Annotated in this window: 28 protein-coding genes and 2 other annotated features; of the genes, 26 read left to right on the top strand and 2 right to left on the bottom strand. The window is 39.3% G+C overall.

The genetic code is table 11. The features are described from left to right. Positions 1 to 15 precede the first annotated feature (15 nt). From O7776_RS19940 to O7776_RS19930, 3 genes are all read left to right on the top strand, one after another. Positions 16 to 990: a DUF4003 family protein gene (locus tag O7776_RS19940; RefSeq protein WP_274308608.1), complete on the top strand. Its 975-nt coding sequence runs from the start codon at positions 16 to 18 to the stop codon at positions 988 to 990. Between the two features lie 14 nt (positions 991 to 1,004). Then, positions 1,005 to 2,432 (top strand): aldehyde dehydrogenase family protein, encoded by a 1,428-nt coding sequence (locus O7776_RS19935; protein ID WP_274308607.1) that lies wholly within the window; start codon positions 1,005 to 1,007, stop codon positions 2,430 to 2,432. Positions 2,433 to 2,499: 67 nt separating this feature from the next. Further along, complete coding sequence (locus tag O7776_RS19930) at positions 2,500 to 2,988, top strand: acyl-CoA thioesterase (RefSeq protein ID WP_241370704.1); 489 nt, start codon at positions 2,500 to 2,502, stop codon at positions 2,986 to 2,988. Positions 2,989 to 3,033: 45 nt separating this feature from the next. Here O7776_RS19930 and O7776_RS19925 read toward each other — a convergent pair whose 3' ends face one another. Next, positions 3,034 to 4,347 carry a globin-coupled sensor protein gene (locus tag O7776_RS19925; RefSeq protein WP_274308606.1) on the bottom strand — a complete coding sequence of 438 codons (1,314 nt, stop codon included), beginning with the start codon at positions 4,345 to 4,347 and terminating at the stop codon, positions 3,034 to 3,036. Between the two features lie 322 nt (positions 4,348 to 4,669). Here O7776_RS19925 and O7776_RS19920 point away from each other — a divergent pair, with 322 nt between their 5' ends. The 7 genes from O7776_RS19920 (at position 4,670) to radA (ending at position 11,873) form a co-directional block, all read left to right on the top strand. Beyond that, on the top strand, positions 4,670 to 4,924 hold the full coding sequence (locus tag O7776_RS19920) for an acyltransferase (RefSeq protein WP_274308605.1): 255 nt from the start codon (positions 4,670 to 4,672) through the stop codon (positions 4,922 to 4,924). A gap of 119 nt (positions 4,925 to 5,043) precedes the next feature. Continuing rightward, complete coding sequence (locus tag O7776_RS19915) at positions 5,044 to 5,349, top strand: DUF4870 domain-containing protein (protein WP_274308604.1); 306 nt, start codon at positions 5,044 to 5,046, stop codon at positions 5,347 to 5,349. A gap of 191 nt (positions 5,350 to 5,540) precedes the next feature. Beyond that, positions 5,541 to 6,005, top strand: coding sequence for a CtsR family transcriptional regulator (locus tag O7776_RS19910; RefSeq protein WP_241370708.1), 465 nt, complete (start codon positions 5,541 to 5,543; stop codon positions 6,003 to 6,005). Between the two features lie 12 nt (positions 6,006 to 6,017). Further along, positions 6,018 to 6,554, top strand: a complete 537-nt coding sequence (locus tag O7776_RS19905; protein ID WP_274308603.1) for a UvrB/UvrC motif-containing protein — start codon at positions 6,018 to 6,020, stop codon at positions 6,552 to 6,554. Then, entirely contained in the window at positions 6,551 to 7,651 is a 1,101-nt protein-coding gene (locus O7776_RS19900) for a protein-arginine kinase McsB (protein WP_274308602.1), read from the top strand. The genes O7776_RS19905 and O7776_RS19900 overlap by 4 nt, the downstream gene beginning before the upstream one ends. Continuing rightward, positions 7,641 to 10,082: an ATP-dependent Clp protease ATP-binding subunit gene (locus O7776_RS19895; protein ID WP_274308601.1), complete on the top strand. Its 2,442-nt coding sequence runs from the start codon at positions 7,641 to 7,643 to the stop codon at positions 10,080 to 10,082. The genes O7776_RS19900 and O7776_RS19895 overlap by 11 nt, the downstream gene beginning before the upstream one ends. Before the next feature lie 417 nt (positions 10,083 to 10,499). Continuing rightward, complete coding sequence (gene radA, locus O7776_RS19890) at positions 10,500 to 11,873, top strand: DNA repair protein RadA (protein ID WP_274308600.1); 1,374 nt, start codon at positions 10,500 to 10,502, stop codon at positions 11,871 to 11,873. Between the two features lie 77 nt (positions 11,874 to 11,950). Here radA and O7776_RS19885 read toward each other — a convergent pair whose 3' ends face one another. Next, the gene (locus tag O7776_RS19885; RefSeq protein ID WP_274308599.1) at positions 11,951 to 12,601 is read right to left on the bottom strand and encodes an acetate uptake transporter; all 651 of its coding nucleotides are present in this window, start codon (positions 12,599 to 12,601) and stop codon (positions 11,951 to 11,953) included. 304 nt (positions 12,602 to 12,905) lie between these two features. Between O7776_RS19885 and O7776_RS19880 the strand changes: the two genes are divergently transcribed. The 16 genes from O7776_RS19880 to rplJ all read left to right on the top strand — a co-directional run bounded on the left by O7776_RS19880 (position 12,906) and on the right by rplJ (position 25,408). Beyond that, positions 12,906 to 13,985: a PIN/TRAM domain-containing protein gene (locus tag O7776_RS19880; RefSeq protein WP_274308598.1), complete on the top strand. Its 1,080-nt coding sequence runs from the start codon at positions 12,906 to 12,908 to the stop codon at positions 13,983 to 13,985. A 13-nt stretch (positions 13,986 to 13,998) separates the two neighbouring features. Next, positions 13,999 to 14,688: a 2-C-methyl-D-erythritol 4-phosphate cytidylyltransferase gene (ispD, locus tag O7776_RS19875; protein ID WP_274308597.1), complete on the top strand. Its 690-nt coding sequence runs from the start codon at positions 13,999 to 14,001 to the stop codon at positions 14,686 to 14,688. Positions 14,689 to 14,990: 302 nt separating this feature from the next. Further along, complete coding sequence (gene ispF / locus O7776_RS19870; protein ID WP_274308596.1) at positions 14,991 to 15,467, top strand: 2-C-methyl-D-erythritol 2,4-cyclodiphosphate synthase; 477 nt, start codon at positions 14,991 to 14,993, stop codon at positions 15,465 to 15,467. A gap of 123 nt (positions 15,468 to 15,590) precedes the next feature. After that, entirely contained in the window at positions 15,591 to 17,051 is a 1,461-nt protein-coding gene (gene gltX / locus O7776_RS19865; RefSeq protein ID WP_274308595.1) for a glutamate--tRNA ligase, read from the top strand. A gap of 74 nt (positions 17,052 to 17,125) precedes the next feature. Then, positions 17,126 to 17,349, top strand: a binding site (T-box leader). 80 nt (positions 17,350 to 17,429) lie between these two features. Further along, the gene (gene epsC / locus O7776_RS19860; protein ID WP_274308594.1) at positions 17,430 to 18,074 is read left to right on the top strand and encodes a serine O-acetyltransferase EpsC; all 645 of its coding nucleotides are present in this window, start codon (positions 17,430 to 17,432) and stop codon (positions 18,072 to 18,074) included. Positions 18,075 to 18,076: 2 nt separating this feature from the next. Further along, positions 18,077 to 19,480, top strand: coding sequence for a cysteine--tRNA ligase (gene cysS / locus O7776_RS19855; protein WP_274308593.1), 1,404 nt, complete (start codon positions 18,077 to 18,079; stop codon positions 19,478 to 19,480). Further along, complete coding sequence (locus tag O7776_RS19850) at positions 19,480 to 19,887, top strand: Mini-ribonuclease 3 (RefSeq protein ID WP_241370720.1); 408 nt, start codon at positions 19,480 to 19,482, stop codon at positions 19,885 to 19,887. Before cysS ends, O7776_RS19850 begins: the two co-directional genes overlap by 1 nt. Positions 19,888 to 19,889: 2 nt before the next feature. Next, complete coding sequence (rlmB, locus tag O7776_RS19845) at positions 19,890 to 20,759, top strand: 23S rRNA (guanosine(2251)-2'-O)-methyltransferase RlmB (protein WP_420802134.1); 870 nt, start codon at positions 19,890 to 19,892, stop codon at positions 20,757 to 20,759. A gap of 1 nt (position 20,760) precedes the next feature. Further along, the gene (locus O7776_RS19840; protein WP_241370721.1) at positions 20,761 to 21,273 is read left to right on the top strand and encodes an NYN domain-containing protein; all 513 of its coding nucleotides are present in this window, start codon (positions 20,761 to 20,763) and stop codon (positions 21,271 to 21,273) included. Between the two features lie 72 nt (positions 21,274 to 21,345). Then, entirely contained in the window at positions 21,346 to 21,993 is a 648-nt protein-coding gene (gene sigH / locus O7776_RS19835; RefSeq protein ID WP_274308592.1) for an RNA polymerase sporulation sigma factor SigH, read from the top strand. Positions 21,994 to 22,071: 78 nt separating this feature from the next. Next, a complete protein-coding gene (rpmG, locus tag O7776_RS19830) occupies positions 22,072 to 22,218 on the top strand; it encodes a 50S ribosomal protein L33 (RefSeq protein WP_274308591.1) in 147 nt (48 codons plus the stop codon). 40 nt (positions 22,219 to 22,258) lie between these two features. After that, entirely contained in the window at positions 22,259 to 22,444 is a 186-nt protein-coding gene (gene secE, locus O7776_RS19825; RefSeq protein WP_274308590.1) for a preprotein translocase subunit SecE, read from the top strand. Positions 22,445 to 22,678: 234 nt separating this feature from the next. After that, positions 22,679 to 23,218, top strand: coding sequence for a transcription termination/antitermination protein NusG (gene nusG, locus O7776_RS19820; RefSeq protein WP_241370725.1), 540 nt, complete (start codon positions 22,679 to 22,681; stop codon positions 23,216 to 23,218). A gap of 179 nt (positions 23,219 to 23,397) precedes the next feature. Beyond that, a complete protein-coding gene (gene rplK, locus O7776_RS19815; RefSeq protein WP_042478596.1) occupies positions 23,398 to 23,823 on the top strand; it encodes a 50S ribosomal protein L11 in 426 nt (141 codons plus the stop codon). A 133-nt stretch (positions 23,824 to 23,956) separates the two neighbouring features. Further along, positions 23,957 to 24,655, top strand: a complete 699-nt coding sequence (rplA, locus tag O7776_RS19810) for a 50S ribosomal protein L1 (protein WP_274308588.1) — start codon at positions 23,957 to 23,959, stop codon at positions 24,653 to 24,655. Between the two features lie 75 nt (positions 24,656 to 24,730). Continuing rightward, positions 24,731 to 24,875: a sequence feature (ribosomal protein L10 leader region), on the top strand. A 32-nt stretch (positions 24,876 to 24,907) separates the two neighbouring features. After that, the gene (gene rplJ, locus O7776_RS19805; protein ID WP_274308587.1) at positions 24,908 to 25,408 is read left to right on the top strand and encodes a 50S ribosomal protein L10; all 501 of its coding nucleotides are present in this window, start codon (positions 24,908 to 24,910) and stop codon (positions 25,406 to 25,408) included. Positions 25,409 to 25,426 lie beyond the last annotated feature (18 nt).

Here is a 25,426-nt window from a genome sequence, read left to right as displayed (position 1 = left end):
TAGGAGTGTGAAGCTATGGACAAGAATCATTTTATAACAAGCCTTCAGCAAAACTATGAAAGAATGTCACTATTTTTTAGTGCAGACATAACACCTGCCATAAAAGTGCCGCTAGCCGTGCAATATACATTTTCACGTGAAACGTTTCATGGTATACAATTTGAAGCACAAATGAAAAACTTGCAACGAAAAGCTGTAAAACAATCGCTAATCGAATTCTTTTCTACTGTATCGACTAAATCGGTTCTAAGCTATAAAGTAGCGGCGCATCTGATTTTACATGATCAAACCGAACAAGAAATCCAGCGTATAGCGCAAAATGAGCGTTATCTTGAAGCAGCGGGTTTTGCAAGCAGCACCTATCAATCCATTGCCGCGCTATTTTTAATCGATGAAGCACATGCTAAGCGTGCCAAGCAGTTACATAGTGAGATGAAAAAGAAACATCAATTTTTGACTGGTAAAGATGATATTCCGTATGCAGTTTTATTAACGAGAGAGCAAGCAGACGCTAAGTTACAAGGTCAGACGATGCGTCGTTATTATGATGCGCTTATACAACAAGATTTTAAGCGCGGTGATGCACTACAAGCGATGTCACAGCTATTAACGATGTATGATGTACAGTTTGAGCCATTGTTAATAGACTATGTTGTTGCGATTCGAGCACATTTAAAAAGGGAAAACGTAAAGGTGCGACGTAATTTTTATCCATTTATTGCGATGCTTGCACTGACACGCGCGAATGAGGATGTGCTTAGTGATGTTATGATGTTGCATAATGAACTGAAGCAGCTGAGCCTGTTTGCGTTAGAGCCCTCGCTTGCTTTGATGACGGCAACACAATTTGTGCTACAGCACTTGATTGAAAATGATCAGCTTCAACAATTCAATGACAGCTTATTATTTTTACAGGCATTAAATATGAGTAATTTTTTACATGATGCAGGCTTTACGTTAGCATTTGATATTTTTGATTTATTCATTTAAAAGGAGTGAACACGATGCAACAAACGAAACTATGGATTAATGGTGTGTGGGAACAAACAGCGGAAACGACGGAACTTACGGCACCTTACACAGGAGAGGTTATTGCACAGGTAGCAAAAGCAACAATTTCAGATATAGAACGTGCGATTGAAGGAGCACATAAAGCCTTTCAAATGTTTCAAAAAACACCGGCATATGAGCGTGCAGAAATTTTATATAAAGTAGTAGCTATTATGCGTGAGCGAAAACAAGAGCTGGCACAAATTTTAGCAAATGAAGCGGCAAAACCATTATCAGCAGGGTTGGGTGAACTAGATCGTACTATTGCCACGTATCAATTTGCTGCAGAGGCAGCGAAAAATCTAACGGGTGAAACAGTGCCGATGGATGCAGCACCAGGCGCGGCAGATTATATTGGTTATACAAAGCGTGTACCATTAGGCGTTGTTTCAGCAATTACGCCGTTTAACTTTCCATTTAATTTAGTTGCGCATAAATTAGGCCCGGCATTTGCGGTCGGCAATACGGTAGTATTAAAACCAGCATCACAAACACCACTGAGCGCGCTTGTTATGGCGGAAATTTTTAAAGAAGCCGGCTTACCTGATGGTGTACTACAAATTGTTACAGGCAGTGGGGCTGAGTTAAGCGATACATTAGTAACGCACCCTCTTGTTAAAAAAGTGACCTTTACAGGTAGTGGTGCGGTAGGGTTAAAAATAAAAGAAAAAGTAGGGTTACGTAAAATCACATTAGAGCTCGGTTCGAATGCGGGCGTCATTGTCGAGCCGTCAACAGAACTCGATAAAATGATGAAACGTTGCGTTGGAGGAGCATTTGGCTTTGCAGGACAAGTATGTATCTCTCTTCAACGCATTTATGTACACAGTGCAATCTATGAAGAGTTTATAAAAAAGTTTGTAGAAGAAACGGAGAAATTAGTTGTTGGTGACCCGTTTGACGCAAACATCGATATTAGTGCGATGATTCATCCAAATGAGGTAGCACGTATAAAAAACTGGATTGAAGAAGCAAAGATACAAGGGGCACAAGTCGCAACAGGTGCTGAATTTACAGAGCGCACATGTACGCCGACTGTCATGGTGAACGTAAAGCCAACTATGAAAATTGTTTGTGAGGAAACATTTGCACCGGTTGTATCCATTGTTCCTTACGACACACTCGATGAAGCAATTGCATTTGTGAATGATACCGAACTCGCACTAAATGCGGGAATTTATACAAATAATTTAATGGATGCATTAAAAGCAGCAGATGAACTGCAAGCAGGCGCGGTTATTATTAATGATATTCCAACATTCCGAACAGATAATATGCCGTATGGCGGTGTGAAAATGAGTGGTTATGGTAAAGAAGGTATTAAATATGCAGTGGAAGAAATGACTGACTTAAAATTGATTGCTATGAAGCGAAATATTTAATCTTCGTACTAGTACTTCATTGACTAAAAATAGTAACATGGAGAGTAGACAAGAAAGGTGGAGCATTATGAAAAAGACCTATCCAATGAGTTATTCTAAGGCAAATCAAACGCGATTAGTTTTACCTCCTGATACGAACCACCATCATTCGATTTTCGGTGGTAGGGTTTTAGCATATATCGATGAAGTAGCCGCTATCGCAGCGATGAAACATTCACAGGGGGAAGTAGTAACAGCTTCTTTTGACTCTGTAGATTTTGTCTCATCTGCTTATGCTGGTGATGTGATTGAACTTGAAGCAATGGTAACAGGTACAGGGCGTACATCGATGGAAGTGTATGTCCGTGTAGTATCGCGTAACGTTAAAACGGGGGCGAAAAAGCTAACAACTGAATCATTCGTAACGATGGTCGCAATTGATGAAGAGGGATCTCCAAAAGAAGTGCCAGGTGTTGAACCGGAAAATGATTTTGAGCGTCATTTATTTGAGACAGGGCCAATTCGCCAAGAGCATCGTAAGCAAAAACGAGCGTTATCAAAAAAACGTCGCGGATAAAATGAAAGGCTAACGCAGAAATGGATATGCGTTAGCCTTTTGGGATTAGTCATGTAATTCATGTACGATGCGTAACAGCGAATCGGACGATGTTGAAACTAGGTTTGTCGTATGCGTAAGACCTGTAATAACGGATGTAATGGAGTGAATGTCTTCGTTTGTATTTTCGTATTGTGTTTTAATACCTGATACAGCCTCTGTAATCGATGTGAACGAATCGGCCAAACTTTTTTGTGTATCAACGCTCATTTTTACTTGCTCGTCTACGCTTGAAACAGAATCGGACATTTGTGAAATATTGACTTCCGTTTCTTTAATTAAATGCGACACGTTTTGTACGGCATTTTTCGTTTCTTCTGCTAGTTTTCGAACTTCATCGGCTACGACAGCAAAGCCTTTACCGTGTTCGCCGGCACGCGCAGCTTCAATCGAGGCATTTAACGCTAATAAGTTGGTTTGGTCGGCAATGCCTGTTACGAGTCCAACAATATCAGCAATTTTCTGAGAAGACTGACGAAGCATATGCATCGACGTTTCGAGTGTATCAACGCGGTCTAAAATGGTTGTCATAATGGCCGTTTGATTGACTAAATACGTTGTGCCTGTCATTGATTTTTCTTCCGTTTCGGCAACTAAGTCGAGTCCTTCTTTTGTATTCGTCGCAATTTCCTCAGATTGATTGACGATTTCCTGTAGCGAGCTGTTTGTTTCATCACTAATATGATTGAGTTCCTGAGCAGTTGTTTGAATACGGTCGATTAAACGCATTTTAATATTTTCTGTCTCTGTACGAATGCGCTGTTCTTCATTTTCATATGCTTCGATTACGAGCTGTTGCTCAAAGTTAATCATTTTAGAAAAGGCATTTACTGCTTTTGCCATATCATGAGAGGACATCTCAATTTTTTCGATAAATAAAATAAACGTACTCATCAATGATTGGAATGAAGCAATATACCATTTTGACTTCAAGCCAATACGTACATGGACTTGGGCGATAGTTTGGCGTTCCATTATGTAATTTGAATCAATTTTACATTTAAAAATACCTTCTAAATGTCTGTGGAGCGTAATTTTTAGACGCTCAATTTGTGTTGTATGCTTAATAATATTCACTAATTCTGGACTGATTGTTACAGCTGCATAAAATTGTTCTACCATAACTGGAATAATCTCTGGTGCATAAGGCTCTAGCTGTTTAATAATAGCTAAATCTTCGGTTGTTAAATTCAATAATTGTAGTTGCTTATTTAAGTCAGGATAATTTGAAACGTCTAAATGTATTTCATGAGAATATTTCGCGCCATCAAAAAAAGACTGATTTGAAACTTTCGATGATTTCGAAAACCAACTTACCATAGTATTCCTCATTTCGTATTTTTTACATATTCATATTTTACTATTTTTTGAATGAGTTATCAGTAATATTTTAGTATAAATTCTATTTTTTACGAAATTTGTATTTCAATTTTGTACGTTGTATTATAAATGATAGATAAAGTTGCTATCAATTACGTCTCGGTGTAATTGTGTCCAGATTTCTTCGGGTTTGCTCTAATAATCCCTTTAAAAATCTGTGACATCCATGGGGGAATAATTTGATTCAGTCGAGAATTAATCTATCACTGAATAGAAGGAAATACTTTACATTTCTCTCCCAATCATATAGAAGTACGGGCTTTTGTTGAAGCAAGTAAAATTACTAGAAAAGGACGTTGTAAAAATGAAGTTTCAAAAAGGGCGTTTGAAGTTTGTGTTACCGATTTCTTTAGGGGTTGCTCTTGCTTCTTACATTATGTTAGCTAATAAATTTCAAGAAGTAGCAAGTCGTGATCGGATATTCATCGTTATTGGTGCAACAATTTTAACAGCGGTTATTTCGTATTTTTTATTCCCGCAAGAGGGCGATAATCCAAATGATCGAGGGCCATATTAACACGTACATAGTTTTTGATAATCTTAGGTATAGGCAACCTAAGATTTTTTTTAGTTTGTGAAACTTTTACAACGGTCAAGCGTAAATAAGATAACAAAACAAAGTGAGGTTGATTGTAAATGGAATCTAAATGGTCAAAGGTTATTATCCATGCGAGTGCGTTTTTTGCGCCGTTTATAGTGCCGATTCTATTTTTCCTAATAAGTTCTGAAGATGAAGTAAAACGTATAGCAATGCAGGCGTTATTATTCCAAGTAGTATTTGGTGTTTTGATTGCCATTGCGGGCGTGTTATCGTTCGTGTTAATCGGATTACCATTCTTATTAATATTTATAGCAATCTTTTGGATTGCTCCAATCATTGGCATTGTCAAAGCTTTATCAGATAAAAATTGGAATTATCCAATTGTAGGGCGCTGGATTTAATTTGATTCAGCGGGGTAATGGATTAAAAGGCTGTGGGGAAAAAGTTCCCCGCAGCTTTTTTACATTTTTGGGGATTTATTTGAAGTGATTAGGGAAAAGTATTTTGAGAGTGATTATTTGAATTCAAAAAACAGCTATTGTATATTTAAGTCAAAGATAGTCAAAGTCAGTTGTTGAGAGGTGAGGACAGCATGAGGAATATATCTGACATAATTGAAGGGTATTTGAAGGAAGTTATTGAATTAGATGGAAAGGGACATATTGAAATAAAGCGTAATGAATTAGCGAAGCAGTTTGCTTGTGCACCTTCACAAATCAATTACGTCATTAATACACGTTTTACAACAGAGCACGGTTATTTTGTAGAAAGTAAGCGTGGTGGTGGTGGCTATATTCGGATTTTGCGTGTAACGATCCACTCAAAGAAAAACTTATTAGACGAAATGGAAGAACAAATTGGTGAAACGATTGCACAAGCAAACGCGGAACGCATACTTTATCGTTTATTAGACGAAGATATTGTAAGTGAACGAGAGGCAAGTATTATGAGAGCTGCACTGGATCGTACAACATTGCGACTAGGTTTACCAATCCGTGATGAAGTGCGAGCCCGCTTATTACATGCGATGCTACAAACGATTTCTTTTGAAAAATAGAGGTGTTTTATCATGATATGTGAACATTGCAAACAACGCCATGCCAATGTAACGGTGACACAAATACAAAACGGTCAACAGATGGAGCGACATTATTGCGACGTGTGTGCTGCACAGTATCATCCGTTTCAATTTGAAATGAAAGAAGAGCCCGCATCATTACAGCAGCTCATGACGAATTGGTTTAATTTTGTGCCAATCTTAAAAAAAGAAAATGTAGCGGGGAGCACGGCAAAAACAAAAGCGTGCCCAACGTGTGGCAATACGTATCGTCAGTTTTTAAAGCAAGTAAAATTCGGTTGTGGTGATTGTTACAAAACATTCAGTGAACAGCTGCCGCAATTACTAGAAAAAATCCAAGCAGGTACGAAGCATGTAGGCTATGTTGAAGAAAAGCACTTAAAAGAAAAAATCAACCAGCAAATAAGTGAACTTCGCACATTGCAACAGCAAGCAATTACAGATGAACGTTTTGAAGATGCTGCCAAATTACGTGATGACATTCGAGCACTCGAAAGTAAAGTCGAGCAAGGAGAGGAACATGCATGAACATTGAGCATTTTTTAACGAATGCCAATCCAAGTTGGATGCAATACGAAAGCGATTCAGATATCGTCATTAGTACGCGCATTCGTCTAGCTCGAAATATTGCGAACGTTCGATTTCCAATTAGCTTTACAGAACAAGATGCCGAACAAATAGAACACCAGTTAATGAATGCATTATTAGCGATAAATCGTGAGAATCCAAACCGATTTTCGTATTTTAAAGTGAAAGATATGCCGCAGTTACAACGCCAAATATTAGTGGAAAAGCATTTAATCAGCCCGAATTTAGCGCGTCGTCAAAAAATTGGGGCGTTTTTTTTAACAGAAGACGAGTCGATTAGCATATTAGTAAATGAAGAAGACCATATTCGTATTCAAAGTTTGGCACAGGGGATGAATTTGCAGCAAGCATATGGAGAAGCCAAAAAAGTAGACCGCTACTTAAGTAAGTCTATTGCTTACGCTTATGAAGATCGTTATGGCTATTTAACAAGCTGTCCTACGAATGTTGGAACCGGTTTACGTGCTTCGGTAATGCTCCATTTACCTGTGTTAACAATGACCAAACAGATGAATGCATTAATTCAAATGATGACAAGATTAGGAATGGTCGTAAGGGGTATATATGGGGAAGGTAGTGATAATTTGGGTAACGTTTACCAAATATCTAACCAAATCACTTTAGGGAAATCCGAAGAAGTTATTTTGCAGGAACTTGAAAAAGTTGTCGAGCAAATTATTCAAAAAGAGCAACTAGCCCGCAAAAATTTACTGTTGCGTGCACCTGCTGTTTTAGAAGACCGTTTAAGTCGTTCGCTAGGTACGCTAAAATATGCCAAAATTTTAACGAGCGAGGAAGCGGCAAGTTGTTTATCGAATGTGCGTCTTGGCGTAAGTTTAGGATTACTTGAACCAATCTCACAGCGCAAGTTAAATGAATGTATGTTAATTATGCAACCAGGGCTTATTCAGCAATATGCCGGAGCGACACTTCAGTCAACTGAACGTGATATGTACCGCGCGAAGCTGTTACAAGAAAAATTGAATGAACAAACAAGAAATAATGGGGAAAAAGGAGAGGATTCATATGATGTTTAATCGATTCACACAGCGTGCTCAAAAAGTGTTACAACTTGCACAAGAAGAGGCCATCCGCTTAAAGCATAAAGAAATTGGAACAGAGCATATTTTACTTGGATTAATTCGAGAAGGTGGCGGCATAGCAGCTAAGGCGTTAGAAGCGATTAATATTAGTCCGCAAATGATCGAATCAGGTATTGAAGAGCTTGTGGGTAAAGGTACAGAAGAAGTAGGGCCGATTGTACACTATACACCGCGTGCGAAAAAAGTAATCGAATTATCATTAGATGAATCACGCAAACTAGGTCATGCTTATGTTGGAACAGAACATATTTTACTGGCATTAATTCGAGAAGGTGAAGGGGTAGCAGCACGTGTATTAGCTAATACAGGTGTAAGTATTAATAAAGCGCGTCAACAAGTGTTGTTATTACTCGGTAATAACGACACGAATAGTAACGGTGGTTCAGTGTCAACACAAGCAGTGAATACACCAACATTAGATAGCTTAGCGCGCGACTTAACGGCAGTAGCACGTGAAGGTTCACTTGATCCAGTTATCGGCCGTTCAAAAGAAATTACACGTGTTGTGGAAGTATTATCACGACGCACAAAAAACAATCCAGTATTAATCGGGGAACCAGGTGTTGGTAAAACAGCAATCGCAGAAGGTTTAGCACAACAAATCATCAACAATGAAGTACCAGAAATTTTACGTGATAAACGCGTAATGACATTAGATATGGGGACAGTTGTTGCGGGTACGAAATATCGTGGTGAATTTGAAGATCGTCTGAAAAAAGTGATGGATGAAATTCGCCAAGCAGGCAATATCATTTTATTCATCGACGAGCTTCACACATTAATCGGTGCTGGTGGTGCAGAAGGTGCAATTGATGCATCAAATATTTTAAAACCGTCACTAGCGCGCGGTGAATTACAATGTATCGGTGCGACAACGTTAGATGAATACCGTAAATACATCGAAAAAGATGCTGCATTAGAGCGCCGTTTCCAACCGATTCAAGTAGATGAGCCGTCTGTCGAAGAAACCATTCTAATTATTAAAGGTTTACGTGATCGTTATGAAGCACATCACCGTGTGAAAATATCAGATGAAGCAGTAGAAGCAGCGGCAAAATTATCAGACCGTTACATTTCAGACCGTTTCTTACCTGATAAAGCAATCGATTTAATCGATGAGGCCGGCTCTAAAGTACGTTTACGTTCGTATACAGTGCCACCAAATTTAAAAGAACTTGAAAATAAATTAGAAGGTATTAAATCTGAAAAGAATGCAGCTGTATCAAGTCAAGAGTTTGAAAAAGCAGCGGCGCTCCGCGATTCGGAGCAAAAAGCAAAACAAGAATTAGAACAGCTGAAAAAAGAATGGAAAGAAAAACAAGGCAAAGAAGAATCAACTGTTTGCGTGGATGATATTGCACAAGTTGTTGCAATGTGGACAGGAATTCCAGTTTCAAAAATTGCACAAGAAGAATCTGCAAAACTATTAAATCTTGAAGAAGAATTACACAAACGTGTAGTTGGTCAAAGTGAAGCGGTAGAAGCGATTTCTCGTGCGATTCGTCGTGCGCGTGCTGGACTAAAAGATCCAAAACGTCCAATCGGCTCATTCATCTTCTTAGGTCCAACAGGTGTAGGGAAAACAGAGCTTGCACGTGCATTAGCTGAAGTAATGTTTGGCGATGAGGATGCAATGATTCGTGTTGATATGTCTGAATACATGGAGAAACATTCTACTTCTCGTTTAGTTGGTTCACCTCCAGGCTATGTAGGTTTCGATGATGGTGGTCAGTTAACAGAAAAGGTTCGCCGTAAGCCATATTCAGTTGTGTTATTAGATGAAATCGAAAAAGCGCATCCAGATGTGTTCAACATTTTATTACAAGTGTTAGAAGATGGTCGCTTAACAGACTCAAAAGGGCGCGTTGTCGATTTCCGTAATACGGTAGTGATTATGACATCAAACGTCGGTGCAGAGGCGTTGAAATTCCGTAAGCATGTAGGTTTTGGGGCAGAAGATATTGCTTCGAAAAACAAAAATGCGAAAGGAACAATGCTAGAAGAATTGAAAAAAGCATTCCGTCCAGAGTTCTTAAACCGTATTGATGAAATGATTGTGTTCCACTCATTAGAAAAAGAGCACTTAAAAGAAATCGTCTCATTAATGGCAAATTCATTGACGAAACGCTTAAAAGAGCAAGATATCCAATTAAAGTTTACAGATTCAGCGTTAGAAAAAATTGCAGAGGAAGGCTATGATCCACAATATGGTGCGCGTCCATTACGTCGTGCATTACAAAAAAATGTGGAAGATCGTCTATCTGAAGAGCTGTTAAAGGGCACGTTAGACAAATCGCAAACAGTCGTATTAGATTACACAAATGATGAGTTTGTCGTAACAACGGCAGTAAAGGTAGCAAACTAATTCAAGCGAGGTGAGTAACGAGCTCACCTCGTTTTTTTTGATCAATTACGCCTCGGCGTAATTGTGTCCGGATTTTTTTCGAGTTTGCTCAAACTCGAAAAAAATCTGTGACGTCCGCCAAGGGCATTGGGCCAACACGATGTTGGTCACTTAGAATTTGCCGCACGACGCGGCGCTCTTAGCCTAAGTTCATCTATTCAGCCTGGATTTGAAACGCCGCAGCATAATGAACATTCTTGGTATTCATTCCCCACTTATAGAAATGGAGGACTTCTGTATCTGTCGCTTTGCTTATGGTACAAAAATAATTTGCTGAAGCAAGTTAAAAAGACAGTTTCAACGATTAGCTAGGTGAACGGCCATGTAATCGTGTACAATATAAAATAAGAACAAACATTCGAAGGGGTTTATAGATATATGGCAAAAAAGAAATCGAAATTTATGTGCAGTAGCTGTGGCTATGAGGCAGCAAAATGGATGGGGCGTTGTCCGGGATGTGGTGAGTGGAACACGATGAATGAAGAAGTCGAAGTCATTTCCAAAGGACCCCGTGGAGCATTTCAACATTCATCGACTACAACAAAGGCGACGCCAATAATTCAAGTTGAAGCACAGGAAGAAACACGCATCGTTACACAAATGAATGAATTTAACCGTGTTCTTGGTGGCGGAATTGTGCCTGGTTCACTCGTATTAATCGGTGGTGATCCGGGTATCGGTAAGTCAACGTTACTCCTTCAAGTATCGGCATTATTATCAAACCAAGGCATGCGCGTATTATATATTTCAGGTGAGGAATCGGTACGTCAAACGAAGCTACGAGCAGAACGTTTAGGTGTCAAATCCGCGGAGCTCTTTATTTATTCAGAAACGAACTTAGAATTTTTAAATCAAACAATTGAAGAAGTTCAGCCGAAATTTGTGATTGTCGATTCGATTCAAACAGTGCATCATCCAGAAGTTACAAGTGCACCAGGGAGTGTTTCGCAAGTACGAGAATGTACGGCAGAGCTAATGCGAATCGCGAAAACGAAAAATATTGCGATTTTCTTAGTTGGTCACGTAACGAAAGAAGGACAAATTGCGGGTCCACGTATTTTAGAGCATATGGTAGATACAGTGCTTTACTTTGAAGGTGAACGTCATCATAATCATCGTATTTTACGCAGTCAAAAAAACCGATTTGGTTCGACAAATGAAATTGCGATTTTTGAAATGCTACAAGGTGGATTGAAGGAAGTATTAAATCCGTCCGAGTTGTTTTTACAAGAGCGTTCACAAGGTGCTCCAGGCTCGACGATAGTAGCCTCAATGGAAGGTACGCGCCCAATTTTAGTTGAAATTCAGTCGCTCGTTACGCCAACGAGCTTTAATTATCCAAAGCGCATGGCGACAGGTGTCGATCAAAACCGTGTGCAGTTACTGATGGCCGTTCTTGAAAAACGCATGGGCATGATGCTTCAGGCACAAGATGCGTATATTAAAGTAGCAGGCGGTGTAAAGTTAGACGAACCAGCAATTGATTTAGCTGTTTTAACGAGCATTGTTTCAAGCTTCAAAGATCAAGCAGTAAATCCAACTGACTGCTTTATTGGTGAGGTTGGTTTAACGGGTGAGGTACGCCGAGTCTCTCGTATTGAACAGCGTGTGCAAGAAGCAACGAAATTAGGATTCCGTCGTGCGGTCATTCCAGCATCAAATATTGGCGGATGGGACTTTCCGGAAGGTATTCAAGTAGTAGGTGTCGAAACAATTAGTGACGCATTACGTGCATCTTTTAGGGATCTATAACGTTCTAATAAAAAAGGAAGTTCACTTTTTGAGCGAACTTCCTTTCGATATATACCTGAACAAATGATAAGTCGGTCTTAATGAGCTTTTACGTCGTTAGATTTTTTCTCGAATGCTTCCTTCTTGAAAATACCGAATGGACGACCAAGTGGTAAGAAGTTGAAACCGAAGTGTTTGTTTAATACGTTTGCGCCAGCACCATAGAATGATAATAGGGCAATGATAAATTCAGAGTAGGCAGCTAATAAGTGCATACCGTGCTCCATAATACCAAATGAGCTTAATGCTAAACCGACAAATAGGAAATCAATCATAACGAAGATTGCAAATAAAACTTTGTTTGTTTCTGCTGCACCAATCGTCATAAATAGGGTAAAGATTAAGTAACCTAAATACACAACCCCAAGCTGATGTGTATCTATTGAAGCTTGTAATTCTTCACCGAAAACACCTGCTTGGATGAACCAAGTCATCCCAACGCCCATCCAGAATAAACCGTACGCGCCAAATGCAGTTGTACCAAATGTATTATTATGCTTCGAGTCTAAAACCGATGCGTAAAATTGTGCGATACCACCTAAGAAAATCGCCCAAGGAATAACTAAACTTAAACCTTCTGTCCAACCTAGTTTTTGAGTTGAAGCAACGAATGTTACAATGGCTAAACCGAATAAACCAATAGCCGATGGATCAGCGGTAGAAATTTTTATTTCTTTTGTTGAATTCAAAACGTATCCTCCTATCTCATGGTGTTTTTTTCCTGTTATATGTGAATAATATACTAATATAACAATATAAACTAGAGGTTGGTATAATTTTGAAGGAAGTTAGTCATTATCAAAAAGATATAATGCAAATTTAACAAAAGTTTTATTCGAAAAAAGCGCTCGAATTTAGAAAAAAGTTCAATGAAATAGCTTATTTTGTTATAAGGTAGATAAAAATGTTGTTTCCTGTTGTAGTACACGATGAGTGCTAGTTTTCGCCATAAACAAAGGTTGTATGTATAATTATTATACGGAGGTGAATTGTATGTTGAAGAAAGTAATTCAAGTAGCATTCTTGTTTATCGGTGGAGCATTAGGCCTGATTTTCTTACCGCCATTATACGAATTTATGAATTTATCATCCCATCCATGGCTTAATAATCCATATTTTAGTGTTGCGATCGGTGCTGCTTTATTATTCGTATTATCGTTTGCGTTATCGGATTATTTTGTAAAGCTGATTACGTGGTCAGAAGAAAAGCTATTTAAATTGCCCGCTTCAGATTTATTGTTCGGTACGCTTGGTTTAATCGTCGGTTTAAGTGTGGCGACATTAGCCGGTGTAGCGATTAATCAAATGAACATTCCAGTCATTACTGCGGTAGTCCCAGCGATATTATCGATTATCCTTGGTTATTTAGGATTCCGTTTAGGTTTTACAAAGCGTGAAGAGCTATTACAGATGTTTTCTGGTAAATCTTCTAAGAAACGAATTGGAGATGCGCCTGGGAAGGATGCAGAGATCCAAGAGCAATATAAATTATTGGATACAAGTGTCATTATTGATGGCCGTATTGCAGACATTTCGGCAACAGGCTTTGTTGAGGGGGTTTTAGTCGTACCGCAATTCGTATTAACGGAGTTACAGCATATTGCTGATTCGTCCGATACGTTAAAACGTACGCGTGGTCGACGGGGGTTAGATATTTTAAAACGTCTACAAGATGAGCGTGCATCTACTGTATTAATTACAGAAATCGACTTTGAAGATGTATCAGAGGTAGATTTAAAATTAGTGCGTTTAGCGAAAAAGATGGATGCCAAAATTTTAACGAATGATTTCAATTTAAACAAAGTATGTGATTTGCATCGTGTAGAAGTGTTAAACATTAATGATTTAGCTAATGCGGTGAAGCCGGTCGTTATTCCGGGTGAGGATATGCAAGTTGTCGTCATTAAAGAAGGTAAGGAGCATAACCAAGGTGTTGCTTATTTAGATGATGGTACAATGATTGTTGTTGAGGGTGGTCGAAGTTATATTGGTCAGGTAATTACAGTATCGGTAACGAGTGTACTGCAAACGTCAGCGGGCCGTATGATTTTCGCCAAGCCAAAAGAGGATTAGGAAGTGAAGCATTTTGCGTTATGAAGTCGTTTTGCCAGCAGCAGGAAGCGGAAAGCGTATGGGTGCCGGGCAAAATAAATTATTTTTAACATTAGTCGACAAGCCCATTTTAGTGCACACATTACTTGTCTTTGAAGGTGATGAAAACTGCACAGGTATTTGGCTTGCGGTAAAAGATGAAGAGCGAGCGTTTGTTCAGTCATTGTTAGCAAATTATAATATTACAAAAGTAAAAGGCTTACCTACTGGTGGAGCAGAACGTCAGCATTCGGTACATTCGTGTATCAAGGAAATGCAAGCAGTTGAAGTGGTGCTTGTCCATGATGCTGCACGTCCGTTTATTACATTATCAACGATTACGGAACTGACAAATGTCGCCTATCGTAAAGGTGCGGCTATTGCCGGTGTACGTGCTAAAGATACGATGAAAGTCGTTGAACATGGTTTGATTAAAGAAACGGTAGATCGTGAATCGCTTTGGATGATTCAAACACCACAAGCATTCCGATTTGATTTGTTAGCCCAAGCAGAAGATGTTGCTGAGAAGGTTGGCTTTTTAGGAACGGATGAGGCGATGCTTGTGGAACGATTAGGGCATGATATTCATATTGTTGAAAGCAGCTACGAGAACGTCAAAATGACCACGCAGGAAGATTTAATTTTCGGTGAGGCTATTTTAAATCGTCGAGAGCAAATCATTTAATAAAAATACCTTGAAAAATGCGAATGTTTTTTCAAGGTATTTTAGTTTGCTTCAGCAAATTCTTTTTGTACCATGCGCAAAGCGACAGGTACATTCATCCCCCACTTCTAAAAGTGGGGGATGAATGCCAAGTATGTCCCTCACTCAGTGGGAAAAAACCTGTTCGCAATTACGCCTCAGCGTAATTGTTTGTCAATTTGTTACGAAATGTGCTTTTTCACAAGAAGTTGATTATACTAGAACTAATGAGATTACGAGAAAGAAGGTGAAGGCTAGCTTTATTAGTTTAAGCTAGCGGATATATGTTTCGAATTGGGCAAGGTTTTGACGTTCACGAATTTGCAGAAGGACGTCCATTAATTTTAGGCGGTATTACCATTCCACATGAGCGTGGATTATTAGGGCATTCAGATGCAGATGTATTACTACACACAGTAACAGACGCAGCACTAGGCGCAATCGGTGAAGGTGATATCGGACGTCATTTCCCAGATACAGATCCAGAATGGAAAGATGCAGATTCAGCGAAATTACTATCGTATATTTGGAAAATGGTCGAAGAGCGCGGCTATAAATTAGGTAATGTAGACTGCACAATTATGGCGCAACGCCCGAAAATGGCACCGTATATTTCGCTAATGCAAAATCGAATTGCCGAGCTATTAAACGCCGAGCCATCACAAGTAAATGTGAAGGCAACAACGACAGAAAAGCTAGGCTTCGTTGGTCGCGAAGAAGGTATCTCAGCGATGGCAACAATTTTATTAGTAAAAGCATAATCCGTATGGTGTACGTTATATTTCGACGTACACCACTTTTATTTACGTACCGCAAGTGGTAAAATGAACGGAGTTAAAAAGGGTCGAACAAAATGTTGACACTTAAATTTAGGAGGCAATTTTATGACGAAACCAGTTCGCGTTCGTTATGCACCATCGCCAACAGGATTTTTACACATCGGTGGCGCACGTACAGCTTTATTCAACTATTTATATGCAAAACATCATGGTGGTACTTTCGTAGTACGTATTGAAGATACAGATATCGAACGTAACGTAGAGGGCGGCGAAGCTTCTCAGTTAGATAACTTGCGTTGGCTAGGTATTACACCAGATGAGTCTATTGATATCGGTGGTCCATACGCGCCATACCGACAAATGGAGCGTTTAGATATTTATAAAGAACACGCTGACAAATTATTAGCAGAAGGCAAAGCATACAAATGTTTCTGTTCTTCTGAAGAATTAGAAGCATCTCGTGAAGCGCAAAAAGCACAGGGCGTAGCTGCACCAACTTATGATGGTAAATGTCGTCACTTAACTGCAGAAGAAGTAGCCCAAAAAGAGGCTGCTGGTAATGCTCATACAATTCGTATGCGTGTTCCAGAAGGCGTTACGTATAATTTCACTGACTTAGTTCGTGGGGATGTATCATTCGAATCGAAAGATATTGGAGATTGGGTATTAGTAAAAGCTAACGGTATTCCAACTTACAACTATGCTGTGGTATTAGACGATCACTTCATGGAAATTTCACATGTATTCCGTGGGGAAGAGCATTTATCAAACACGCCAAAACAAATGATGATTTTTGATGCTTTTGGCTGGGAGTATCCACGCTTCGGTCATATGACATTAATCGTTAATGAAGACCGCAAAAAATTATCAAAACGTGATGAGTCGATTATCCAATTCGTTACGCAATACAAAGACCTTGGTTACTTACCAGAAGCAATGTTTAACTTCTTCGGGTTACTTGGTTGGTCTCCAGAAGGTGAAGAAGAAATCTTCTCACATGATGAGTTTGTCAAATTATTCGATGAAAAACGTTTATCAAAATCACCATCAATGTTTGATAAAACAAAGCTTACTTGGATGAATAACCAATACATCAAAAAGTTATCACGTGAAGAGGTAGTGGCGTTAGCGTTACCACACTTACAAAAAGCTGGACTTTTACCGGAAGAATTATCTACAGAACAACAAGCTTGGGCGTCTGACTTAATCGGTCTTTACCATGAGCAAATGAGCTTCGGTGCAGAAATCGTTGAGTTAACGAGCCTATTCTTCACAGAAGAAATTTCATATGATGAAGAAGCAAAAGAAGTTTTAGCTGGTGAAACAGTACCAACAGTAATGGCTGCATTTAAAACGCAATTAGAATCTCTTGAATTATTTGACGCAGGTTCAATTAAAGCTGCAATTAAAGCTGTGCAAAAAGAAACGGGCGTAAAAGGTAAAAACTTATTCATGCCGATCCGTGTTGTGACTACAGGTCAAACACATGGTCCGGAATTACCAGATGCCATTGCCTTAATTGGTAAGGAAAAAGCGATTGTACGTGTAGAGAAATTTTCTAATTAATCGTTTTTTTGAATAAACAAAGTGATTGATTTTTTAAAAAATAAATGTACAATAAATGTACAATTTATTATAACGTTAACGCGTCGAGAAGGAGAAGTACGCAGAGCAAACCTTTTAGAGAAGATCATCACCGGCTGAAAGTGATCTAGGTCAAGGCAAAGCTGAATTGCACCTTCGAGTATTTAATTGAACTAATAGTAGGTTAAATCGCCTTGTCCTCGTTACCGGACTTTCAAGTGGAAGAAATATGTAGCTTTCTTCAACCAGAGTGGAACCGCGCGTATTCTGCGTCTCTGTCATCCTATTTAGGTGGCAGGGGCGTTTTTTTTTTTTTTTTTTTTCTAAAAAGAAAAAAGAGAGAGGAGAGAGGGCAAGAGCATGTTTAAACGAATAAAGGAAGATATCGAAAATATTTTTGAAAATGACCCGGCAGCACGTAGCGTATTTGAAGTTGTATTTACGTATTCGGGCTTACATGCTATTTGGTCACATCGCATTGCGCATTGTTTTTTCAAACGTAAATTTTTCTTTGTTGCACGTGCCATTTCTCAAATTAGTCGATTCTTTACCGGTATCGAAATTCACCCAGGTGCAAAAATTGGGCGCCGATTTTTCATTGACCACGGTATGGGAGTCGTGATTGGTGAAACATGTGAAATCGGCAATGATGTTACGCTCTATCAAGGAGTGACACTTGGTGGTACGGGTAAGGAAAAGGGGAAACGTCACCCAACGTTAGAAGACGGGGTATTAGTTGCGACGGGAGCGAAAGTACTTGGCTCGATTACTATTGGTGTAAACAGTAAAATTGGCGCGGGCTCAGTTGTCTTAAAAGAAGTGCCGCCAAATGCAACTGTTGTTGGGATTCCGGGTAAGGTCGTTATGATTGACGGCGTTCGTACAGAAGCAAAAAAGTTCGATCACCAAAACATTCCCGACCCAGTCGGCGATCGCTGTGATTCATTAGAAAAAACACTTGAACAATTACAGCAACAGATTGCAAACTTAAAAAAGGAGCGATGATTATGAGCATTCAAATTTTTAATACATTAACACGACAAAAAGAGGAATTCGTGCCGTTAGAAGAAGGCAAAGTAAGCATGTATGTATGCGGACCGACCGTATACAACTACATCCATATTGGGAATTCACGTCCCGTTATCGTCTATGATACAGTGCGACGCTATTTGCAATACGCAGGTTATGATGTAAAATTCGTATCAAATTTTACAGACGTTGATGACAAAATTATTAAAGCGGCAAATGAGTTAGGTGAAGAAACATCAGCATTAACAGAGCGCTTTATCGCGGCGTATTTTGAAGATATTACAGCATTAGGCTGCGAAAAAGCAGATGCACATCCACGTGTAACTGAGCATATGGACGATATTATCGAGTTTATTCGAGTGCTAATTGACAAGGGCTATGCATATGAATCTCAAGGTGATGTTTACTACCGCACACGTAAGTTTAATGGCTACGGAAAATTAAGCCAACAATCAATTGATGATTTAAAGGTCGGGGCACGTATTGAGGCGGGCGAGAAAAAAGAAGACCCATTAGATTTCGCACTATGGAAAGCGGCAAAGCCAGGAGAAGTGAAATGGGATTCACCATGGGGAGCTGGGCGTCCAGGTTGGCATATTGAATGTTCAGTAATGGCACGTGAGCACTTAGGTGATACAATCGATATTCACGCTGGTGGGCAAGATTTAACATTCCCACATCATGAAAACGAAATCGCACAATCAGAAGCACATAATGACAAAACATTTGCGCGTTACTGGATGCATAATGGGTATATTAATATCGATAACGAAAAAATGTCGAAGTCTTTAGGTAACTTTATTTTAGTTCATGACATTCGCCAACAAATCGACCCACAAGTACTCCGTTTCTTCATGCTATCTGTACATTACCGTCATCCAATCAACTTTGCGCAAGATTTAGTGGAAGCCGCGAAAAATGGTTTAGATCGTATCCGTACATCTTATGCGAACGTAGAGCACCGATTAGCTTCATCTGCAAGTTTGGGAGATAATAGCGAAGAGTGGATTGCAAAGGTAAGCCAAGCAAAAGTTGATTTCGAGCTAGCGATGAACGATGACTTCAACACAGCAAATGCGATTTCAGTATTATTCGAACTATCTCGTATTGCTAACGTCTACTTAAACGAAGCAAATACGGATAAAGCTGTGCTACAAGCTATCTTGACGATGTTCGATACAATTGGTGATGTATTAGGGGTTCAAGTAAAAGTAGAGGCTGGCTTACTTGACGAAGAAATTGAAGCGTTAATCGAGGAACGTAATGCAGCGCGTAAAAATCGTGATTTTGCACGTTCAGACGAAATTCGTGACCAATTACTTAGCATGGATATCGTATTGGAAGATACTCGTCAAGGGACGCGCTGGAAACGAGGCCAATAATGCAATCATCACATGAAATAAAGCAATTAAATGCATTGGCACTTGCCTATATGGGCGATGCCGTGCTAGAACAACGCATTCGCAAGCATTTAATTTTATTAGGTCGTGCAAAGCCACATACATTGCACAAAGAAGCCACAAAGTATGTATCAGCAAAAGCGCAAGCAAATATTGTACATCGTATGATTGACGAAAATTTTTTAACAGAAGAGGAACAGGCGGTATTTCGCAGAGGACGCAATGCGAAATCCGGCTCTGTTCCTAAAAATACAGACGTACGCACATATCGTAACAGCTCGGGCTTTGAGGCAGTATTAGGCTATCTATTTTTATGTGAAGAGCTAGCGAGGGCAAATGAAATTATCGACTATGCAATTGTTATTGTAGAGCAGTCAAAAGGAGTGTAATTATGGCGGAAAGAAGACAACGAGATCGAAATCATAAAGCGCCACGTGATTTTAAAGGCCGTGACAAAAAGCCGGCCTTTAAAACACAAGAGAAAAAACAGCCGGACAAGCCGCAAAATGCTCCCGAAGTAGTAAATGGAGAAATGATTGCAGGTAAAAATCCAGTACTTGAGGCATTACGTTCTGGGCGTGAAATTAACAAAGTATGGATTGCTGAAGGTGTAAAGAAAACAGGGATTCAAGAATTAATCGATTTAGCAAAAGAACAAGGTGTATTAGTGCAATTCGTTCCAAAGCAAAAGATTGATAAATTAGCAGATAATCACCAAGGAATTGTCGCTTCTGTCGCGGCGTATGATTATGCAGAGCTAGATGATTTATTTGCTGCCGCCAAAGCAAAAAATGAAGACCCATTTTTCATCATTTTAGATGAGTTGGAAGACCCGCATAATTTAGGGTCCATTATGCGTACAGCAGATGCAATTGGTGTACATGGAATTATTATCCCGAAACGTCGCGCGGTAGGTTTAACCGCTGTTGTAGCCAAAGCTTCAACAGGCGCAATTGAACATGTTCCTGTTGTTCGTGTGACAAATTTAGCACAAACGGTGGATGAGCTAAAAGATCGCGGTGTATGGATTGCTGGTACAGACGCGAAAGGTTCTCAAGATTATCGCAAAATGGATGCAACATTGCCGCTAGCTTTAATTATTGGTAGTGAGGGTAAAGGAATGAGCCGTCTATTAAATGATAAATGTGATTTCTTATACCATTTACCAATGATCGGTCATGTAACATCGTTAAACGCTTCGGTTGCGGCAGCGCTACTAATGTACGAAGTGTACCGTAAACGCCAAGAAGTAAACGGCTAATATGCAAAATATTTTGCTAGTAGACGGCTATAACATGATTGGCGCTTGGCGTGAGCTTCGTCCTCTGCGTGAGCCACACTTTGAAGATGCCCGCGATCGCTTAATTGAGCGAATGGCGGAATATAAAGCACATACAGGTTGGCGCGTCATAGTTGTCTTTGATGCGCATCTTGTTCCTGGTACGGAGCAGCTTTATATTCAGCACGCTGTTGAAGTGATTTATACCCGCAAAAATGAAACAGCGGATGAGCGTATTGAAAAATTATCTAATGAGTTAAAAGGCCGCAAAGTTCAAATTCACGTAGCCACATCTGACATGACTGAACAAAATGTTGTCTTTGGTCATGGTGCGTTGCGAAAATCAGCACGTGAGCTTGAAATTGAAATGCAAATTATTCAATCGAAAATTTCATCGAAAGTAAAAGAAGCGCGCGATGAAAAACCTGCTTCACGCATTAAATTATCAAAGGAAGTAGAGTTGCAATTTGAAAAGTGGAGAAGAGGGCTTAAATAATAGTTTGCTCGATTTTTCCAATTAAGTTATACTGTTCCTAATTTATTCTGACGTAGCTCGAGGTGATTTTCATTGCTTAAAAGTGAGAAGTTACAAATCGTACGGCAATTTGGACATTTATCAGATGAACAACTTGTAGAGCAAGTGCATCTAGGCAATACAGAAGCGTTAGAGTTTTTGATCTCAAAGTATCGATTATTTGTGAAATCGAAAGCGCGGTCTTATTTTTTAGTAGGAGCGGACCGAGAAGATATTATTCAAGAAGGCATGATTGGTTTATACAAGGCAATTCGTGATTTTAAAGAGGATAAGCTTGCATCGTTTCGCGCATTTGCTGAACTGTGCATTACAAGACAAATCATTACAGCAATCAAAACAGCTACACGTCAAAAGCATATTCCGCTGAATTCCTATGTATCGCTCGATAAGCCGATTTATGATGAGGAATCGGAGCGTACATTAATGGACATTATTACAAGTCCGATTTCAGATGATCCGGAGTATTTGATGATTAATCGTGAGGATTATCATTATTTAGAACAAAAGATGGGAGAAGTACTGAGCGAGCTAGAACAACAAGTATTAACTCGCTATTTAGAGGGGCAATCCTATAATGAAATATCCGAAGAATTAAATCGCCACGTCAAATCTATCGATAATGCTTTGCAGCGCGTTAAGCGGAAATTAGAGCGTCATTTAGAGCTAAAAGAAATGACCTAAAGCAAATGAGCCTTTGTTGACAGTGACAAAATTAGGTGTTAGTCTTTAAAGGACAAAATGCCGAAAAGGTGATAAATTATGGCAAAAAAAGTCGTTTTAAGTTGTGAAAAATGCGGGTCTCGAAACTATAGTATTCCGAAAAGAGAAGGAACTACTGAGCGTTTAGAGCTTAAAAAGTTTTGCTCGCATTGCAATGAACATACAATGCATAAACAAACGTTATAAACGAAATATAGATTAATTTGTTGTTCGGGGGTAGGCGAAAATGAGTAAGGTATCGAACTTTTTACAAGAAGTCGGCTCTGAAATGCGTAAAACAAGCTGGCCAAAAAGCAAAGAGTTAACGAAATACACGGTTGTTGTAGTTTCAACAGTAATCGTAATGGCGTTATTCTTTACAGTTGTAGATCTAGGAGTCTCAGAATTATTCCGTTGGTTCTTGTCTCTATAAGCTAGGTCATGTTAATATTGCGAAAGAGCCCGTCCATTTCAAGTAACGGGTTTTTTCATTTGTTTTAAAACAAATACGTTTTGTTTGAAGAAATAGATTTTTTAGAGGATTTTTTCGAGTGAACTCGAAAAAATCTGGACGCAATTACGCCTCGGTGTAATTGAATGTAAATAGGGAAACAGGCCTTAACACTTTTAATATAAAGGAGGGACGGACGATTTAGTCCTACCTAATATGGAAAAAAATTGGTATGTAGTGCATACTTATTCTGGTTATGAAAACCGAGTAAAAGCGAATCTTGAAAAACGTGTAGAAACGATGGGAATGCAAGATAAAATTTTCCGTGTCATCGTAGCAGAACACGAAGAAATCGACGTAAAAGAAGATGGTAAGAAAAAAGCAGTAATGCGTAAAATCTTCCCTGGTTATGTATTGGTAGAACTAATCATGACTGATGATGCATGGTATGTAGTACGTAACACGCCAGGTGTAACGGGGTTCATCGGGTCTTCAGGTGGTGGCGTAAAACCAACTCCACTTTTACCGGAAGAAGCTGAACGCTTACTTGCTCAAATGGGCATGAACGAACAACGATTAGGTGAAGTTGAAATTACTGTAGGGGAAGTTGTAGAAGTTCTTGAAGGGCCATTCGCACACTTCCAAGGTCGCGTAGAAGAAGTAGATATCGAAAAAGCTAAATTAAAAGTTTTAGTTGATATGTTCGGTCGCGAAACAGTGATGGAGCTTGACTTTAACCAAATTCAAAAAATATAGATTTATTTATACTTGATTAAGCATTTTAAAAGTGTTATCATTTCAAAGGTCAGACTGTCATAAAATGACGTGTGATATAAATTTAGTTTTAATGTTATCGGCAAGTTAGCTGACGAACAGATATTTGAGTGGGAGGGGCAACCCAATTACCACATCACGGACTTAAGGAGGTGTGTCTCGTGGCTAAAAAAGTTATTAAAGTTGTAAAACTTCAAATCCCTGCTGGTAAAGCAAACCCAGCACCACCGGTTGGTCCTGCATTAGGTCAAGCGGGTGTTAACATCATGGGATTCTGTAAAGAATTTAACGCTCGTACTGCTGATCAAGCTGGTTTAATCATTCCAGTTGAAATTTCAGTATTCGAAGACCGTTCATTCACTTTCATTACTAAAACTCCACCTGCAGCAGTATTACTTAAAGTAGCAGCTGGTATCCAATCTGGATCTGGTGAACCAAACCGTAAGAAAGTTGCAACGGTTAAACGTGATAAAGTTCGCGAAATCGCTGAACAAAAAATGCCAGACCTTAACGCTGCTTCAGTTGAAGCTGCAATGTTAATGGTTGAAGGTACTGCACGAAGCATGGGTATCGTTATCGAAGACTAATCCCATCTTCACACTTGATGATGTTTTTGTTTTTGGAAGGTTGCTGCGCTCGGATATTCATTTAGAAGAGTGCGCAACCTTTATTCGTGGGAGGTCAAATCCGTTACAACCACAATCAAGGAGGAAATTTATAATGGCTAAAAAAGGTAAAAAACTGCAAGACGCAGTTAAATTAATCGATCGCGCTACTTTATACTCTGTAGAAGAAGCAGTAGCATTAGCGCAAAAAACATCTACAGTTAACTTCGATGCAACTGTAGAAGTAGCATTCAAATTAGGTATCGACACTCGTAAGAATGACCAACAAATCCGTGGTGCGGTAGTATTACCACACGGTACTGGTAAAACTCAAAAAGTATTAGTATTCGCTAAAGGTGAGAAAGCTAAAGAAGCAGAAGCTGCTGGTGCTGACTACGTAGGCGATTCAGATATGGTTAACAAAATCCAACAAGGTTGGTTCGATTTCGATGTAATCGTAGCAACACCTGATATGATGGGTGAAGTTGGTAAATTAGGTCGTGTATTAGGACCAAAAGGTTTAATGCCAAACCCTAAAACTGGTACAGTTACTTTTGACGTAACTAAAGCTATCGAAGAAATTAAAGCTGGTAAAGTAGAATACCGCGCTGAAAAAGCTGGTATCATCCACGCTCCTATCGGTAAAGTTTCTTTCGATACTCAAAAATTAGTAGAAAACTTCTTAGCTGTATTTGAAGTAGTTCAAAAAGCTAAGCCAGCTGCAGCGAAAGGTACTTACATGAAGTCTGTAAACGTTACAACTACAATGGGTCCTGCTGTAAAAGTTGATGCTGCTAACGTAACAGTTAAATAATCAAAACAATTCTAGTAATTGTTTTGATTAAATTACTTGACAACGGCCCGCTTACTTGGTAAGATGGATGCTGTTGTGAATCATCCATTTGTACCGTAGACAGTAGGAGTGACTTGTCACTTAATGATCCTACCGAGGACATCGGAGTTCGGATTCTTTTTAAGATGATGTACTTTCAGCCTCTGTGTCTATTATGATATAGAGGCTTTTCTTTGTCGGTATAAATGACTCATTCTAATAGGAGGTGTCATCATGAGCAAAGCAATCGAAACTAAAAAAGTTCAAGTTGGAGAAATCGCTGATAAATTCAAAGCTGCTGCATCTGTAGTAGTAGTTGACTACCGTGGTTTAACTGTAGGACAAGTAACAGAATTACGTAAGCAATTACGTGAAGCTGGTGTTGAGTTTAAAGTTTACAAAAACACTTTAACTCGTCGTGCTACTGAAGCCGCTGGTTTAGAAGGAATCAATGAATTCTTAACTGGTCCAAACGCTATCGCATTCTCTAACGAGGACGTAGTAGCTCCAGCTAAAATCATCAACGAGTTCGCTAAGAAAAACGAAGCGTTAGAAATTAAAGCTGGTATTATCGAAGGTACTGTCGCATCTGTTGAAGACGTTAAAGCTCTTGCAGAACTTCCATCTCGCGAAGGTCTATTATCAATGCTTTTATCTGTACTTCAAGCTCCAGTGCGCAACTTCGCACTTGCAACAAAAGCTGTTGCAGAACAAAAAGAAGAGCAAGGCGCTTAATTGCATCTTAGCTTTCAA

It is taken from the genome of Solibacillus daqui (assembly GCF_028747805.1).
In the GTDB taxonomy this organism is placed as follows: Bacteria; Bacillota; Bacilli; order Bacillales_A; family Planococcaceae; genus Solibacillus; species Solibacillus daqui.
This window is presented reverse-complemented; position numbering and strand designations above follow the sequence as displayed.

Bases quoted from the DNA above. Each gene is read 5' to 3' on its own strand.
- nusG (WP_241370725.1), top strand. From the start codon at position 22,679: ATGGAAAAAAATTGGTATGTAGTGCATACTTATTCTGGTTATGAAAAC.
- cysS (WP_274308593.1), top strand. From the start codon at position 18,077: ATGAGCATTCAAATTTTTAATACATTAACACGACAAAAAGAGGAATTC.
- O7776_RS19935 (WP_274308607.1), top strand. From the start codon at position 1,005: ATGCAACAAACGAAACTATGGATTAATGGTGTGTGGGAACAAACAGCG.
- rplJ (WP_274308587.1), top strand. From the start codon at position 24,908: ATGAGCAAAGCAATCGAAACTAAAAAAGTTCAAGTTGGAGAAATCGCT.
- gltX (WP_274308595.1), top strand. From the start codon at position 15,591: ATGACGAAACCAGTTCGCGTTCGTTATGCACCATCGCCAACAGGATTT.
- O7776_RS19840 (WP_241370721.1), top strand. From the start codon at position 20,761: ATGCAAAATATTTTGCTAGTAGACGGCTATAACATGATTGGCGCTTGG.
- radA (WP_274308600.1), top strand. From the start codon at position 10,500: ATGGCAAAAAAGAAATCGAAATTTATGTGCAGTAGCTGTGGCTATGAG.
- epsC (WP_274308594.1), top strand. From the start codon at position 17,430: ATGTTTAAACGAATAAAGGAAGATATCGAAAATATTTTTGAAAATGAC.
- O7776_RS19900 (WP_274308602.1), top strand. From the start codon at position 6,551: ATGAACATTGAGCATTTTTTAACGAATGCCAATCCAAGTTGGATGCAA.
- O7776_RS19915 (WP_274308604.1), top strand. From the start codon at position 5,044: ATGGAATCTAAATGGTCAAAGGTTATTATCCATGCGAGTGCGTTTTTT.
- rlmB (WP_420802134.1), top strand. From the start codon at position 19,890: ATGGCGGAAAGAAGACAACGAGATCGAAATCATAAAGCGCCACGTGAT.
- O7776_RS19930 (WP_241370704.1), top strand. From the start codon at position 2,500: ATGAAAAAGACCTATCCAATGAGTTATTCTAAGGCAAATCAAACGCGA.
- O7776_RS19940 (WP_274308608.1), top strand. From the start codon at position 16: ATGGACAAGAATCATTTTATAACAAGCCTTCAGCAAAACTATGAAAGA.
- ispF (WP_274308596.1), top strand. From the start codon at position 14,991: ATGTTTCGAATTGGGCAAGGTTTTGACGTTCACGAATTTGCAGAAGGA.
- O7776_RS19925 (WP_274308606.1), bottom strand. From the start codon at position 4,347: ATGGTAAGTTGGTTTTCGAAATCATCGAAAGTTTCAAATCAGTCTTTT.
- O7776_RS19850 (WP_241370720.1), top strand. From the start codon at position 19,480: ATGCAATCATCACATGAAATAAAGCAATTAAATGCATTGGCACTTGCC.
- O7776_RS19880 (WP_274308598.1), top strand. From the start codon at position 12,906: ATGTTGAAGAAAGTAATTCAAGTAGCATTCTTGTTTATCGGTGGAGCA.
- rplA (WP_274308588.1), top strand. From the start codon at position 23,957: ATGGCTAAAAAAGGTAAAAAACTGCAAGACGCAGTTAAATTAATCGAT.
- O7776_RS19910 (WP_241370708.1), top strand. From the start codon at position 5,541: ATGAGGAATATATCTGACATAATTGAAGGGTATTTGAAGGAAGTTATT.
- O7776_RS19895 (WP_274308601.1), top strand. From the start codon at position 7,641: ATGATGTTTAATCGATTCACACAGCGTGCTCAAAAAGTGTTACAACTT.
- rpmG (WP_274308591.1), top strand. From the start codon at position 22,072: ATGGCAAAAAAAGTCGTTTTAAGTTGTGAAAAATGCGGGTCTCGAAAC.
- O7776_RS19905 (WP_274308603.1), top strand. From the start codon at position 6,018: ATGATATGTGAACATTGCAAACAACGCCATGCCAATGTAACGGTGACA.
- secE (WP_274308590.1), top strand. From the start codon at position 22,259: ATGAGTAAGGTATCGAACTTTTTACAAGAAGTCGGCTCTGAAATGCGT.